Origin of the sequence: Salinivibrio costicola subsp. alcaliphilus, from assembly GCF_001996185.1 — a bacterium.
GTDB classification, from domain to species: domain Bacteria; phylum Pseudomonadota; class Gammaproteobacteria; order Enterobacterales; family Vibrionaceae; genus Salinivibrio; species Salinivibrio costicola.
The window spans coordinates 1-15,573 of record NZ_MUFR01000022.1 but is presented as its reverse complement, the minus strand read 5'-3'; the positions used below and the strand labels follow the sequence as shown (position 1 = coordinate 15,573).

General features: G+C 48.6%; 12 protein-coding genes and 2 tRNA genes. 7 read left to right on the top strand and 7 right to left on the bottom strand.

Going from position 1 to position 15,573, the window contains the following annotated elements; genetic code table 11:
• Window positions 1-33: 33 nt before the first annotated feature.
• The 4 genes from oppC to BZJ21_RS16300 form a co-directional block, all read right to left on the bottom strand.
• A complete protein-coding gene (gene oppC, locus BZJ21_RS09020; RefSeq protein ID WP_077460389.1) occupies window positions 34-945 on the bottom strand; it encodes an oligopeptide ABC transporter permease OppC in 912 nt (303 codons plus the stop codon).
• A gap of 10 nt (window positions 946-955) precedes the next feature.
• Window positions 956-1,876: an oligopeptide ABC transporter permease OppB gene (gene oppB / locus BZJ21_RS09015; protein ID WP_077576315.1), complete on the bottom strand. Its 921-nt coding sequence runs from the start codon at window positions 1,874-1,876 to the stop codon at window positions 956-958.
• Window positions 1,877-2,029: 153 nt separating this feature from the next.
• Window positions 2,030-3,700 (bottom strand): ABC transporter substrate-binding protein, encoded by a 1,671-nt coding sequence (locus tag BZJ21_RS09010; protein ID WP_077669602.1) that lies wholly within the window; start codon window positions 3,698-3,700, stop codon window positions 2,030-2,032.
• Window positions 3,701-4,301: 601 nt separating this feature from the next.
• Window positions 4,302-4,466 (bottom strand): hypothetical protein, encoded by a 165-nt coding sequence (locus BZJ21_RS16300; protein ID WP_158009963.1) that lies wholly within the window; start codon window positions 4,464-4,466, stop codon window positions 4,302-4,304.
• A 779-nt stretch (window positions 4,467-5,245) separates the two neighbouring features.
• On the opposite strand from BZJ21_RS16300, the gene BZJ21_RS09005 reads away from it, so the two are divergent.
• Together BZJ21_RS09005 and BZJ21_RS09000 are read left to right on the top strand one after the other, a co-directional pair.
• On the top strand, window positions 5,246-5,818 hold the full coding sequence (locus BZJ21_RS09005; RefSeq protein WP_021022322.1) for an LON peptidase substrate-binding domain-containing protein: 573 nt from the start codon (window positions 5,246-5,248) through the stop codon (window positions 5,816-5,818).
• 212 nt (window positions 5,819-6,030) lie between these two features.
• Complete coding sequence (locus BZJ21_RS09000) at window positions 6,031-7,023, top strand: YvcK family protein (protein WP_021022321.1); 993 nt, start codon at window positions 6,031-6,033, stop codon at window positions 7,021-7,023.
• Here BZJ21_RS09000 and BZJ21_RS08995 read toward each other — a convergent pair.
• The 3 genes from BZJ21_RS08995 to uvrB all read right to left on the bottom strand — a co-directional run bounded on the left by BZJ21_RS08995 (window position 6,970) and on the right by uvrB (window position 11,199).
• Window positions 6,970-7,329: an Hpt domain-containing protein gene (locus BZJ21_RS08995; protein ID WP_021022320.1), complete on the bottom strand. Its 360-nt coding sequence runs from the start codon at window positions 7,327-7,329 to the stop codon at window positions 6,970-6,972. The genes BZJ21_RS09000 and BZJ21_RS08995 overlap by 54 nt on opposite strands.
• Window positions 7,330-7,342: 13 nt before the next feature.
• Window positions 7,343-8,806: a quorum-sensing sigma-54 dependent transcriptional regulator LuxO gene (gene luxO / locus BZJ21_RS08990; protein WP_236719540.1), complete on the bottom strand. Its 1,464-nt coding sequence runs from the start codon at window positions 8,804-8,806 to the stop codon at window positions 7,343-7,345.
• A gap of 365 nt (window positions 8,807-9,171) precedes the next feature.
• Complete coding sequence (gene uvrB / locus BZJ21_RS08985; RefSeq protein ID WP_077669601.1) at window positions 9,172-11,199, bottom strand: excinuclease ABC subunit UvrB; 2,028 nt, start codon at window positions 11,197-11,199, stop codon at window positions 9,172-9,174.
• A 646-nt stretch (window positions 11,200-11,845) separates the two neighbouring features.
• Here uvrB and BZJ21_RS08980 point away from each other — a divergent pair.
• The 5 genes from BZJ21_RS08980 to rsxC all read left to right on the top strand — a co-directional run.
• Window positions 11,846-11,921, top strand: a tRNA-Asn gene (locus BZJ21_RS08980).
• A gap of 36 nt (window positions 11,922-11,957) precedes the next feature.
• A tRNA-Asn gene (locus BZJ21_RS08975) sits at window positions 11,958-12,033 on the top strand.
• Window positions 12,034-12,455: 422 nt separating this feature from the next.
• Window positions 12,456-13,040 carry an electron transport complex subunit RsxA gene (gene rsxA / locus BZJ21_RS08970; protein WP_021022315.1) on the top strand — a complete coding sequence of 195 codons (585 nt, stop codon included), beginning with the start codon at window positions 12,456-12,458 and terminating at the stop codon, window positions 13,038-13,040.
• Window positions 13,037-13,612 (top strand): electron transport complex subunit RsxB, encoded by a 576-nt coding sequence (rsxB, locus tag BZJ21_RS08965; RefSeq protein ID WP_077669600.1) that lies wholly within the window; start codon window positions 13,037-13,039, stop codon window positions 13,610-13,612. Before rsxA ends, rsxB begins: the two co-directional genes overlap by 4 nt.
• The coding region (gene rsxC / locus BZJ21_RS08960) for an electron transport complex subunit RsxC (RefSeq protein ID WP_077669599.1) at window positions 13,612-15,573 on the top strand (1,962 nt) is incomplete at its 3' end. The genes rsxB and rsxC, both read left to right, overlap by 1 nt.

Sequence of the window (15,573 nt, the reverse complement as noted above, 5' to 3'; positions counted from 1 at the left end):
TATTACGTTTTTTACGACGCCAAAAGCTGTCGATTATCTATCTTTTGGATCCAGCGCATCACGCAAACCATCACCGACATAGTTAAAACAGAATAGCGTCAGCACCATAAAGGTCGCTGGGAACAGCAGCTGCCAGATTGCTATTTCCATCGTTTGTGCCCCTTCTTGTAGCAAAGCACCCCAGCTGGTCATTGGCTCTTGCACGCCCAGACCCAAGAAACTGAGGAAGGATTCGAACAAAATCATGTTCGGCACCAACAAGGTCGAATACACAGCGACAATCCCTAATACGTTCGGCACGATGTGGCGGGTAATAATATGACGTGTGCTCACCCCTGAAACATGCGCCGCCTCAACAAATTCTTTACTGCGTAAGCTGAGCGTTTGACCACGAACGATACGGGCCATATCCAGCCAGGCAATACAACCAATCGCCACAAAGATCAGTACGATATTCCGACCAAAGAAGGTCACCAACACAATCACGAAGAACATGAATGGAATCGATTGTAAGATCTCAACCAAGCGCATCATCACCGCATCGGTACGGCCGCCAATAAAGCCAGAAGTTGCACCATATAGTGTACCAATCAGGACGGCGACAAAGGCCCCCATGACACCAACCATGATCGATATACGCCCGCCCATCATGGTACGCGTAAACAGATCTCGCCCAAGGGCGTCAGTGCCAAACCAGTGGCCATCAAGACCCAATGTCGGGGCCGCATGGATGGCGTACCAGTCGGTCGCATCATAAGCATAAGCACTCAGGGACGGACCCAATAGAACACTCAAACCAATAATGACAAGGATCACCAAGCTGGCCATCGCGGCTCGGTTACGTTTAAAGCGTATCGCTGCGTCCTGCCAAAGGCTTCGCCCTTTTACATCCACTTCTTCTGCGAAGTTTTCTAGGGCGTCAATGTTTTCTTTTTTCGTCAGCATCATGTCACCCCTAGTAACGGATCTTAGGATCGATATACGCAAGTAGGATATCGACAATGGCGTTGAAAAGAATGGTCAGCGTCCCGATTAAAATCGTACAACCCAGTACCAGTGAATAGTCACGGTTAAACGCAGCGTTAACAAATAGCTTACCGATGCCAGGTAGCCCAAAGATGGTCTCGATCACCACCGAGCCGGTAATAATCCCAACAAAGGCTGGCCCCATATAAGACACCACCGGCAACATCGCTGGCTTAAGCGCATGCTTGACAATAATGGTCGGGTAGCTCAACCCTTTGGCGCGTGCAGTACGAATAAAATTACTGTTCAGGGTTTCAATCATGCTGCCACGGGTCACACGCGCAAACGTGGCAACGTAGAGTAACGACATGCCAATCACGGGGAGCACCATAAAGTGCCAACCTCCCCCTTGCCAGCCACCGGCCGGTAACCAGCCCAAATTAATGGCGAAAATATAAATAAGCACAGGCGCGAGCACGAACGATGGCATGACCACCCCGAGCATCGCGGTCGACATAATGGTGTAGTCAATCCAGGTATTTTGTTTCAGCGCGGCAATGGTACCGATCGTGACCCCAAACAGCAGGGTGAACACAAATGCTATCGCGCCGATTTGCGCCGAAACAGGGAGAGAGTCAGCAATCAATTCATTAACGCTATAGTCAATATATTTAAACGAGGGACCAAAATCCCCTTGTAAGATATTGCCTAAATAGGTGGTGTATTGCTCAAACACGGGCTTATCTAAGCCGTATTTGGCATTAATATTTTCCATTACCGCCGGGGGCAATGGACGTTCACTTGAAAAAGGGTTGCCAGGCGCAAACCGCATCAAGAAGAAGGAAACAGTGATTAAGACCAACAGCGTTGGGATCGCTTCCAATATTCGCTTCGCGATAAATTTCAACATAGCTCTACCGTCAACATTAGCTCTTGCATAAATACGAGCTGTTCCATGTTAGTTAAGCATCACAGCAAGCGCTGCCTTGGGCATTTCCACAAACAGCGAAACCATCAAGGGAGTCGTAATAAACGACTCCCTCACTTAGCCGTGAATCAGGGGTTACTCCGCTTTGATGTAAAGATCTTTGGAGAAGATCTTCTCTTCCGCGTTATTGGCTGGGAAGCCACCGACTTGGGGGCTAAGCAGACGCGCTTTTACATACTGATAGATTGGCGCAATCGGCATGTCTTTCGCCATTTGTGCCTCTGCATCAAGGTATAGTTTGCTACGTTCCGCCTCGTCTGTAGTGGTCATCGCTTTTTGCATGATAGCGTCATAAGCTTGGCTATCGTAGTGCACACCGCCTGAGGTATTGGTGCTTCGCATTAAGCTGAGGAAGGTCGACGCCTCGTTGTAATCACCACACCAGCCGGCACGGGCCACGTCAAAGTTACCCTCGTCTTTGGTGCTTAGGTAGGTTTTCCACTCTTGGTTGTTCAGATCGACAGACACGCCGAGCTTGTCTTTCCACATTTGACCAATCGCAACGGCCAGTTTTTTGTGGTTTTCACTGGTGTTATACAGCAGTGAGAAATCAAGCGGATTATTTTCACCAAATCCTGCCTCTTTAAGCAAACGCTTAGCTTCTGCATCACGCTCTTCTTGGGTCATTTTGGCGTATTCTGGCAATTCAGGCTCAAATCCGGCGGTGATCTCTGGTGTTAAGAAATAAGCCGGTTTTTGGCCCTGACCCAGTAAAGCGTCAGTGATTACATTGCGATCAATGGCATAAGACAATGCTTTACGGATGCGGACGTCATCAAAAGGTTCACGCTTGGTGTTAAAGATGTAGTAATAGCTACACAGGTTACCCACGATAGAGAGGTCGTCTGGATGCTCGCTTTTCAAACGACGGAAATGCTCATTGGGGATCTCGTAAGTCATATCAATTTCACCGGCCAAGTAGCGGTTCATTTCTGCGACTTGGTTTTCAATCGGCAAGAAAGTGACTTTGTCGAGTGTGGTATTGTCGTTATCCCAGTACTGCTCATTACGCATTAATTCGATACGCTCGTTGATTACCCAGTTATCGACCACAAACGCGCCATTACCAACGAAGTTTTCTGGTTTGGTCCACTGATCACCATGCTTTTCTACGGTCTCTTTATGGACTGGCTTCATGGTGGTGTGACCCATCATTTTCACCAAGTACGGAACCGCTGAGTCAAGCGTGATCTGTAACGTGTGATCGTCGAGTGCTTTAACCCCTAAGGTGTCTTTATCTTTTTCACCTTTGATGATGGCTTTGGCATTCTCCATGTGGGTATAACCCAGATACCATGAGTAAGGCGACGCCGTCATTGGGTCAGCGACACGTTTAAAGCTGTATTCAAAGTCTTGTGCAGTGACGGGATCGCCGTTTGACCATTTGGCTTCATCGCGCAGGTAGAAGGTAAAGACTTTGTTATCTTTGTTTTCCCAGCGCTCAGCCACACCAGGAATCACATTACCGTCGGCGTCTTGGTTAACCAGACCTTCGAGCAAGTCACGAATAACATGTGACTCTGGCACGCCTTGGGTTTTATGTGGATCGAGAGAAGCCACTTCCGCCCCATTACCACGAACTAGCTCTTGTACATCAGCAAGTTGGGGTTCGCCGGCGGCGGTTTCAGTTTTTTGCTCAGGGGCTGTTTGGGAGGTTTGTTTTTGCTCGGGCTCACTGCATCCTGCGAGAGCCAAAGAAAGGCCAGCGCCCATAAAAAGGGTTCGGGTGATCGTGTTTAGCTTCATCGTGTAACTCCATAACAATCGCTATTGCATCCATGACAATCGTCGCAGCCAGCGGGAGCATCCATTTGCACAACTCTAGAAGTTGTACTACGCCGTGCTGCGCGACTAAAGGCAAAACATTACCAATCAATACTGTGTTTTGCCATAAACCTGAAGTATTTTGCCATAAAATGAGATTAAAAACTTATCTTTCACTACACTTAAGTCACATAAAAAAACGTTCAGCTGGTAAGACAAGGCAAATTTAGCGCTTTATTCATCACCAGTAACAAAAAACGGTACAAATTGCTGTTTATACTGAATCTGCGGACTTTAAGGCTAGGACTTCACTGGCTTACCGTTTAGAAAGCACACAAGCCTCTACCGAACTCTTTCACCTCAGTGACTTTAACTGGCAAACTACATTAATGTTAATCAATTGTAACGACGATAATAAACGCTATTTGTCAAAAAAACTCAACATAAAAGCGCACGTGTGATGTCAGACAGGTATCAAGGTCACAAAATCGATGGTATTTCAGGTGACCGCTGCGGGAGGGTATTTGCGGTGTCATTCTCTCTGTATAGCCAGCGTGAAAACGCTGGCTATAAGTGATGCCTGTTACTTTTTGGCCTCATCCGGGGTAAATGTCGGACTTTCATCAGGCGAGTGATCATGCGCCTGATCGTTGAGGGCATGGTGTTCCTCGCGGGCCTTCTCCATCTCCGGCATCACATTGTTCAACATCTCTTTCATTTTCTTATTGCTATAGCGCTTGTGTTTCATTGTGTCCTCCTGAACGGATCAGTGTTTGGCACAGTCACACAAAGTAATCATAAACTAGGTAATCACAAACTAGGCAATCACAACCTCGATTGCGTTTTTATTACTTTGGTACAAACCGCTTGTGCAATTTTTAAGCTACACCCTTGTCTCCAAGAAAGCAAAAGATGATCATATTAGCGATTGCATCGACACGAGCCTGATGATGGTCATCTCAACAGCCACGCGGTTATCGGCGTTTTATCAACCAAATTTAAGAAGATTAACTGATAATAATTCGCTTTTTAGAAGAAATACCAATATCGACCACTTTTTAACCAGATTATCTTGTTATTCATTGCTATCTCCCCCATCCTTGTACAAGTGGTGAGACGTTCCCTATCACCACCTTATTTTTCTTCCGACAAAAGAGTGACAAGCAAGACTATGAGACCACAAAGTTCAACCTCGCGCCCCCTGTGCGCACGCGTTCGCCATGGTTACAATCCATACAAAGGAAAAAAACCTCAGGTTAATCGCTAACGCGGTGTTGAAGTGACGATGCGTCAATCTAATAGCCTCCCATGTTGGAGGCTATTTTTTTAATTGCACAATACGCGATTGCACAATGCAGGCCATGAAGCGGATTTGCATTGCAAATTGCGATTTATTCAACCGTCGGTTATGGCTTAAGCCGCTAGAAACGTGCCAAACCCCCGATACAGTTAAGTTTTAAAAAGTAGGCACCCCTTTTGCAGTATCTAGATTATTAGACCAAACCATTGCTCACCAGGAGGTGTACCATGGGACAATCAACACCCATTCTGTTCAACGATCGCCATATATTACCGGGTGGACGCATTCCTCTTCGGATCCCAACCGGAGAAGCGTTGCAAACACTGGTCTTTGCCTTAAAACACGGTCTGCCTTTGGGGGTGTGTATGGCAGAAAGCCAGGCTCAGCGTCAGCATGTCAATATTGGTACCTTTATCGAGATTGAAGATTACACCCGCAGTCAAGAAGATGGATGTTTGGTTGTTACTGCCCGCGGCATTGCGCGTTTTGCGATTCGAGCCTTCAACCACCAGCATGATGAGATGTTATTCGCGACCGTGAGTCCACTCCCTCGCTGGCCTGACTGCCACGTCGATAAGCAAAGCGAACCACTGGTTGAGCGCTTACAATCCATGTTTGAGCGCCACCCAGAGCTACAAAGCATGCATCGTGAGGCAGAGTTCTCCAATTTAACTTGGTTATGTCAACGCTGGTTAGAGCTGTTACCGCTGCCAACCGATGAAAAACAAGCATTAATGGCCAATAACTCTTGTGTCGCTACACGCGATTACCTACTGAGTATGATGCAGGATCCTCACTAGATAGAGGACGATGCTTTCTGTGCTACCTTGCCAATTACGCCCATTTTTCTGTCTTTTTAGGGTGAGGGATAATGCGCTGCGTTATCCCGTTTTTTCACTTTTTATCGTACTTTTCTTCTCCTGCTCACATTTTCGCACCAAGCGTTTCTTCTTAATTCGGACGATTAAGGTAACATTAACGTAATTTTTCTGTCTGTTTAGGTCTCTCGGCAATGCGCCATCCAACGCTTTCTGATCCAGCGATTTCCCACCAAACCGTGTCTGATCAAGATCGATCAGCGCAAAGATCGTCTCACCAAGCAAACGTGACGTCTTCAACACGTATTGTCGCCCTTGGCGGCGGGCATGGCTTAGGGCGAGTATTATCTGCATTAAGTGAGCATGGAAATCGCGTGACCGGCATTGTCACTACGACAGATAACGGTGGATCAACGGGCCGTATTCGCGCCTGCCAGGGAGGAATAGCCTGGGGTGATATTCGTAATTGCTTGAATCAATTAATTACCGAACCATCAGTGGGCTCTATGCTGTTCGAATACCGATTTAAAGGCAAAGGCGAGCTGAATGGGCATAATTTAGGCAATTTAATCCTGACGGCGCTCGATAATTTATCCGTTCGCCCCTTAGAAGCGATTCAGCTGATTCGCGATCTATTAGATGTACGTCCGCATCTTCTGCCGATGTCTGAACACCCAGCAGAATTAGCCGCATTAACGGCCGACGGCGAAACCGTCGCGGGGGAAACACACATTGATGAGCTCTCTGCGCCCCCCACACGTTTATTTCTCTCGCCAACCGTACCGGCCACACGTGAAGCCATGGATGCAATTGCACAGGCAGACATGATACTGCTCGGCCCCGGCAGTTTTTTAACCAGTGTCATGCCACCTTTACTGGTTCCCGAATTGGGACGAGCGCTCAAGCATACGCAAGCAAAAATTGTTTTTATCCGTAATTTAGGCAAAGAAATCGGTCCGGCGGGCGAGATGTCTCTCGATACTATGTTGGCGTGGTGCGAACGTGCGATGGGAGGCAAAAAGGTTGATGTTATACTCGGAGAGAAAAGCGCGACACAGCTTGACCCAGACTATCAACAAAAAGAGGCCGAGCTGGCCTCTTCAAATCATCATTGGCGTCACGACCGGGATAAGCTACGTCAAGCTATTGATGAAGTCCTGCTCGACTGCCATCTCCCGGTATGTTGACGCCGTCCCTTGCAGCATTTCGGTAAGCTCATCCAGATGATGTGACATCCACTCGCGCTGGCCTTGCTTAACACGCGATTCGCACTCGCGCGCCATTTCGGCTAAATCATCGGCACCAAAACTGGCGGCACTGCTTTTAATCGCATGGCTGATTTCACGGATTTGCTCAATTGATGGCGAGCCAGCCAGTTGAGAGTGATACTGAGATAATTCATCACTAAATACAGTGAGCAAAACGGTCACCGTATCCTCTCCCACTTCTAATGCCAATCGACGCAATGTTTCAGTATTTACTGTGGTGGCCATACATCCGTTCCTATCATTCATTCGCCGCCGTTTTTTGCCAGGCTTGCAGTTTTCGGTACAAGGTTGAAGGACTCACTTCGAGTAACCCGGCCGCTTGCGGGATATTGCCATTACACACATCAATCGCCGCTTCAATGGCGCGCTTTTCAATTTTCCATAAAGGCTCGATATCCGCTTTACTCAACGACGAAGGCGTTGAATCTGATGACTCTCGCGTCACCAGGTGATTCGGCGAAAAGGCACTCGTCGTGACTTCAGACCCTGCGTTATGCTGCGGTGATGCAATTTCGGCACCAGAAACGCGATTCACAGGAGAAGGAAGCATTTCTTTGCTGACTTCTTCACCATTATGTAGCACAACGATGTTGCGAATCACATTTTGCAATTGACGAACGTTACCCGGCCAGTCATAACGCAGCAGGAGATCGGCTACCTCATCACTGAAGCGACAAAAATCTTTACCCTCTTCTGCAGAAAATACAGCGAGCAAGGCATTGGCAATCGCGAGTACATCGTCACCGCGTGCGCTTAAAGGTGGCAGTTCAAGTGGAATCACGTGCAGGCGATAATAGAGGTCTTCACGAAACTTTCCTTGCTGAACCTGAAGCCAAGGATCTTGGTTGGTTGCACAAACAAATCGAACATCCACGTTTTTGACATGCGAAGAACCGACTTTTTGAAAGCTACCCGTTTGAATGAAACGTAGCAATTTGGATTGCAAATCCATATCCATTTCGCAAATTTCATCTAAAAAGAGAGTGCCGCCATGCGCCATTTCTGCCGCCCCTTCACGCTCAGCCGCCGCCCCGGTAAACGCGCCTTTAACATGGCCAAACAGCTCACTTTCAATCAGATCTTTGGGAATAGCGGCACAATTTAATGCAACAATAGGCTTATTACTGCGGGTGCTGGCTGCATGAATGGCCTCGGCACAGACTTCTTTCCCGGTGCCACTTTCACCTGTAATAAAAACAGTCGCTTTGCTGGGGGCGGCGGATTCAATCACGCGGTAAACCGCTTGCATCGGTAAGCTACTGCCGATGAAGCCATGATATTCGCTTTCGGGCTTGCTGGTTTTGGATTGATGGCTGGATTTAGGCTTGAGCGACTTATTCACCGTGACGCGCAATTGATCCGCTTCACAAGGCTTAATTAAGAAATCATTGGCGCCATGGCGCATCGCGTCGACTGCCGCGTCAATCGAGCCATGAGCGGTCATGATGATCACCGGCAAGTCTGGCGCGACAGCACGGACTTTTGCCAGCACATCAATCCCTGACATATCGGGCAGGCGAAGATCCAGAATGATCAACGCAAGTTGGTCGCCTTCTTGTTCAAAGAAAGTCAGCGCATCCTGCCCTTTGCCCACAATGGTGACATCGACATCCAAGGGATTTAAATACGATTTGTATAACGCCGCGACCGACGCTGTATCTTCCACCATCAATATTCGTTTATTGGGTGACAGTGCTGGCATTTATCCTCCAAGAATCACATCGCTGCCTGGGGTCTTCATAAAGCATACAGTCTTCATTGAGCCCATAGTCTTCATTGAGCCCATAGCCTTCATAGAGCCTGTAATATTCATTGGCTCAATTGCACGAGCGTATGCGAAATGCGTTGCATTATGCAAAATTTCCCACATTGTATCTTTGCTTGTGGCTTAAAACCACACGTTTTGTCGATGTAATCGCCTTTTTAATTTTTGGCACGCCAAATGCATCCTATTGTGTGACCCTAAGGGGTCACCTAGCCAACTGACGTTGTTTGTGAGTTATTACTCACTGAAACACTGTAGCCAACCTGACTTTTAGGTTGGCTTTTTTTTATCTAGCTTTTTATCTAACTATTGGCGATAAACTGCTCGCGCAGCCCCTGGAGCTGATCGCGCAATTGTGCTGCCGTTTCAAACTCAAGGTTTTGTGCCGCTTCTAACATTTGGCTTTCAAGCTTTTTAATTTCCGCATCAATCGCTTGCGGGGATTTCAGTGCATAATCTGCATCTGGCTCGGCAACAGCACGTAACGACTTCGCGGACGATTTATTCGCCTTGCTTCGCTTACCGGTGCCGATTTCCATCACATCCATCACTTTTTTGTTCAATTTCTGCGGTGTGATGCCATGTTCTTCATTGTAAGCCACTTGTTTGACGCGACGCCGCTCGGTTTCATCAATCGCACGCTTCATCGATTTGGTGATCCGATCACCATATAAAATGGCTTTACCGCGCAGGTTACGCGCAGCACGGCCTATGGTTTGAATCAGCGAGCGTTCAGAGCGCAAGAAACCTTCTTTATCGGCATCCAAAATGGCAACCAAAGAGACTTCTGGCATATCTAACCCCTCTCGTAGCAGGTTGATCCCCACCAAGACATCAAACTCGCCAAGCCGTAAATCGCGAATGATCTCCATGCGTTCAACCGTATCAATATCAGAGTGCAGATAGCGCACGCGCACATCGTGCTCTTGCATATATTCGGTTAGGTCTTCGGCCATACGCTTGGTTAATGTGGTCACAAGCACCCGTTCATTCAGTTCGCGCCGGGCACGTACTTCTGAGAGTAAATCATCGACCTGAGTGGTGACCGGGCGCACTTCAATTTCAGGGTCAATAAGCCCCGTCGGTCGCACCACTTGATCGATGATGTCTGACCCTGATTTCTCTTGCTCATAATTGCCCGGTGTCGCCGAGACATAAACTGTCTGTGGGGCAAGTGCTTCAAACTCATCAAACTTAAGTGGCCGGTTATCCAGCGCCGACGGTAAGCGAAACCCATAATCGACCAGTGTTTCTTTACGTGATCGATCACCTTTATACATGGCACCAATCTGAGACACAGTCACGTGAGATTCGTCGATAATCAGCAAGCCATCAGCCGGCAAATAATCAAATAGCGTCGGCGGCGGCTCGCCTTGAGTCCGGCCACTCAGGTAACGTGAGTAGTTTTCAATCCCGGAACAATACCCCAGCTCGTTCATCATCTCGATATCAAACTGCGTGCGCTGAGTTATCCGCTGCTCTTCCAACAACTTGTTATTTTCAAGCAGCGTTTTTTTGCGATCAGCGAGCTCCACTTTTATCTGCTCAACCGCTTCCAAGATACGCTCTCGCGGGGTGACATAATGCGTTTTGGGGTAAATGGTACAGCGTGGCATATCTTTGACGCTGACTTGACCGGTCAATGGGTCAAAAACGCTAATGGTTTCAACTTCGTCATCGAAAAGCTCAACTCGGATCGCGTCTTTGTCTGATTCGGCGGGGAAAATATCAATCACTTCACCGCGAACTCGGAATGTGCCGCGCTCAAATGCCAGATCATTACGGGTATATTGGAGTTCCGCGAGACGCTGTAAAATAGTGCGCTGATCCAGAATATCACCGCGCCGGATATGTAACATCATTTTCAGATACGCGTCGGGATCCCCCAAGCCGTAAATGGCCGATACCGACGCCACAATGACGACATCACGCCGCTCCATTAAGGCTTTAGTTGCCGAAAGCCGCATTTGTTCAACCTGATCATTGATTGACGCGTCTTTTTCGATAAAGGTGTCGGTTGAAGGCACATAGGCCTCTGGTTGATAGTAGTCGTAGTAAGAAACGAAATACTCCACCGCGTTATCCGGGAAAAACTCACGCATTTCACCATATAACTGAGCCGCTAGGGTTTTATTGGGCGCCAGTATCATCGTGGGTCGATTCAGTTCCGCAATCACATTGGCCATCGTGAATGTTTTACCTGAGCCCGTTACCCCCAATAATGTTTGATGCGCGAGCCCCGCATCGAGCCCCTCACATAATCGGTGAATGGCTTCAGGCTGATCGCCCGATGGTTGAAAAGCAGAATGCAGCGAAAACGTTTTACTCATGAGGCTGTCCTGTTGGGTCATCTGACCAAGTCATCTTATTGTCCTGACTCACCTGACGGAGTCAACGACTCTGACTGCTTACTGGTTGCGTGTAAAATGCGATCTTTTTCGCGTAGAGTTCTTGATCTGAAAATCGGACCTAGGTAACCTATCGGTCCTCTTTTGGAACCCTTACCCCTCCTTCCCGCAAAAAAATCGCAACATTCAATGATCATCACTGTATTTATCCCCGATACTCAATGACTGACGAAAAAATAATCTGTGCATAATATTGACATTCCGCCTTCGTCATACTCGCGCGCACTCACCCATAAAAAATCAATAAAATCATAACCATAAAAACACAAAACAATTTCTTGATTATCGATGTTTTGCATAAAATCAACCATGTAGCGAGTTTATCAAGATTCACACACATGGTTATCCACAGAATCTGTGGGTAACCACTGAAAGCCCTTGCCTTACTGGGGTGAATAAAAGTCAAGTCCAAGTTCGCATCAATGCTTAATCGATCGCCATTGTGGTGCTTTTATCAACGCCAACGGCTAGCTTTTCAGCAGTCAGTTGAAAAGATGGATTTTCTTAGGGTTGATGAGTTGACACTTTTTCAGGGGCTCGCTAAGATTCGCCCCGTTCTCAAGGCAATTCCCCCATAGTTCAGTTGGTAGAACGGCGGACTGTTAATCCGTATGTCACTGGTTCGAGTCCAGTTGGGGGAGCCAACCTTGAAATCAAAAAGAATACATCAGTAAATCGATTCCCCCTTAGTTCAGTTGGTAGAACGGCGGACTGTTAATCCGTATGTCGCAGGTTCGAATCCCGCAGGGGGAGCCACTTCCTTCGTTTTAATTCTACTCTTTCCAAGTCACTGTCTGATCTGCTTCGCAGATTATGTCGCAGGACTGGGCGTCCCCGTTCAATCCCGCAGGGGGAGCCACTTCCTTCGTTTTAATTCTACGCTTTCCAAGTCACTGTCTGATCTGCTTCGCAGATTATGTCGCTATTTAACCAAACGCTATTTAACCAACGTTGACTGAGCTGTCTGCTTAGCCTTGACTATTCTCTCCCTCGAAACAGCATTCTTATATTGATCGCCCCTTCTGTTCTACCACTACCCTTTACTAAGCCGGTCGCAAATCAAGCGTCACTGATAGCTTACAGCGGATCAGGCAAAAACCCTGCTTGATGGCGGTTGTTATAGCCGCTTCAAAGGTCGATAATAGGCAGATCACAAAAACACTAAATGATTAAATAGCATGGTTGAGTATTTGTTGCTATTAGTGGGCACTGTCTTGGTCAATAACTTCGTTCTGGTGGAGTTTTTGGGCCTGTGTCCATTTATGGGCGTATCAAAAAAACTAGAGACAGCGATTGGCATGGGCTTAGCCACAACCTTTGTGCTGACCCTGGCATCGGTGAGCTCGTACCTGGTTGAAACCTATATCCTCATTCCGTTAGATCTTGGCTACTTGCGCACACTGAGCTTTATCCTGGTCATTGCCGTGGTCGTGCAGTTCACTGAGATGGTGGTACACAAAACCAGCCCTACGTTACACCGGTTATTGGGCGTTTTCTTGCCACTGATCACCTCAAACTGTGCGGTGTTGGGTGTTGCTTTGCTCAACGTAAAACAGCAGCACAGCTTTATTGAATCCATCATTTATGGTTTTGGTGCGGCTTGTGGTTTCTCGCTGGTGTTGATTCTATTTGCCGCGATGCGTGAGCGTATTGCCGCGGCTGATGTGCCGGCTCCCTTCCGGGGCGCGTCTGTTGCTATGATCACCGCAGGTCTGATGTCGCTCGCCTTTATGGGCTTTACTGGATTGGTGACCTTATCATGAGTGGAATCGTGATCGCAGTGATTGTTATCGCTGCCCTCGCCGCTATTTTCGGCGCAATTCTTGGTTTTGCCTCGATCCGCTTTAAAGTCGAGGCCGATCCCATTGTCGATCAAATTGATGCCATCCTGCCACAAACGCAATGTGGCCAATGTGGTTATCCTGGTTGTCGACCCTATGCCGAAGCGATTGCTAATGGCGATGAAATCAATAAATGTCCCCCTGGCGGGCAACAAACCATCGAGAACCTCGCCAACCTGATGGGCGTTGAGGCGACAGAATTGGCGCATGATGAAGAAAAAAGTATCAAAACCGTTGCCTTTATCCACGAAGAAGACTGCATTGGCTGCACTAAATGCATTCAAGCGTGTCCTGTTGATGCGATTGTCGGTAGCACCAAAGCCATGCATACCGTGATTGAACAAGATTGCACTGGGTGCGATCTCTGCGTAGCACCCTGTCCGACCGATTGCATTGAAATGATCCCCGTCCAGGACACACCAGAAACCTGGAAGTGGCAGCTCGACCAAATTCCGGTAGTAAACATAACCGACAATCAGGGGGCACGCACCTGATGGAAAGTCTCATTGAACAAATTAAACACGGTCAGATCTGGGATTTTCACGGCGGTATTCATCCACCCGAGCACAAAACCCAATCTAACCAAAACGCGATTCTTGAGCACATACTGCCATCTGAACTGGTTATTCCGTTAAAACAACATATTGGTAGTAAAGGCAAACTACTCGTTAGCCAAGGCGATCAGGTCCTCGCTGGTCAAGCTCTCACCGAAACCGACATTCAGCAATGTGTGCCGGTGCATGCTCCAACCTCAGGCACCGTGATTGCAATTGAAGATAGAACCATCGCCCACCCTTCTGGGTTATCCGATCGCTGTGTTGTGATTCAACCGGACGGTAACAATACATGGGGCGCAAAACCCGCTTTTGCTGAGTATCACACCCAAACACCTGAGCGCCTGATTGATCATATTCGCGCAATGGGCATTGCGGGAATGGGGGGAGCGGGTTTCCCTACCGCCCGTAAACTACAAACCGGCCTCGCACGAACCGAGATACTGATCATCAACGCGGCCGAGTGTGAGCCCTATATCACCGCCGACGATCGCTTGATGCAAGATTGCGCCGATGAAATCGTCGCGGGCATCCAAATTCTCAACCACATTGTGAAGCCAAAACTGGCGGTGATTGGTATTGAGGATAACAAGCCCGAGGCGATTGCTGCGTTAAATGCCGCTGTCGACGCGGTGGAGGACGACATCCTCATTCAAGTGGTGCCGACCAAATACCCATCAGGGGGTGAAAAACAGCTCATCCAACTGATCACAGGAAAAGAGGTACCGGCCAAAGCCTTTCCGGCCAGCATCGGCGTGTTGATGCAAAATATTGGCACCACATACGCGATTAAGCGCGCCGTGCTAGACGGTGAGCCGCTTATCAAGCGCGTGGTAACCCTGACCGGGAAAACGCTCAAAACCCAGCAAAACCGCTGGGCACTATTGGGCACGCCGATTGGCGAACTATTAGCTCAGCACGGCTATAAAGCGGATAAAAAACAGCCACGGGTGATTATTGGCGGCCCGATGATGGGCTTTACGGTGCCTCACGCCAAGGTGCCCATCACCAAAACGACTAACTGTGTGTTGGTGCCAACCCGCAAAGAAATAGCACCAGCCAAACAAGAAATGGCCTGTATTCGGTGCAGTGCCTGTGCCGATGTGTGCCCCGCGCATCTTCTCCCGCAGCAGCTGCAGTGGTACGCGAAAGATCAAGACTATGACAAATGCCAAGACTACGATCTATTTGATTGTATTGAATGTGGCGCGTGTGCCTACGTCTGTCCTAGTGAGATTCCGCTGGTGCAATATTATCGCCAAGCCAAAGCCGAAATCCGCGAGATTGAAGCAGAAAAAGAGGCGGCCGAACGGGCGCGCCAACGCTTTGAAGCCAAAAAAGCGCGGATGGAACGAGAAAAGCAAGAGCGAGAAGAAAAACACCGCAAAGCAGCGGAACGTCGCAAACAAGCTGCACAGCAAAATGCCGGCTCTGGCGATGCCTTAAACGCTGCAGTTGAACGGGTGAAGGCGAAAAAAGCGGCGCAATCGGCCGATAACGACGTGAAACCTGCAGTCGCCGCTGCGATTGCACGCGCAAAAGCCAAGCAAGCCGAGGCAGCGAAATCCGGCAGTGATGAGCCAGATAACAGTGAAATGATGAAGTTGCGCGAGGAGCGCAAACGACAAGCCCGAGCGCGTAAGGCGGCGAAAGAGACGCAAAAACCCGCGCAAGCCATAGCGTCGCAGGCAGGATCAGAAAACACTGACAACCAAGATGGTAAAAAAGACGCCGTAGCGGCTGCCGTTGCCCGCGCCAAGGCCCGAAAAGCGGCGCAACAAGGCGAATCAAGCGCTGATTCGTCGGCTTCGGCTGAAAGCCAAACCGCAACAGCCAACAAAACGTCAGACACTGGCGAGGCCAGCGATAAAAAAGCCGCTGTCGCCGCTGCCGTTGCCCGT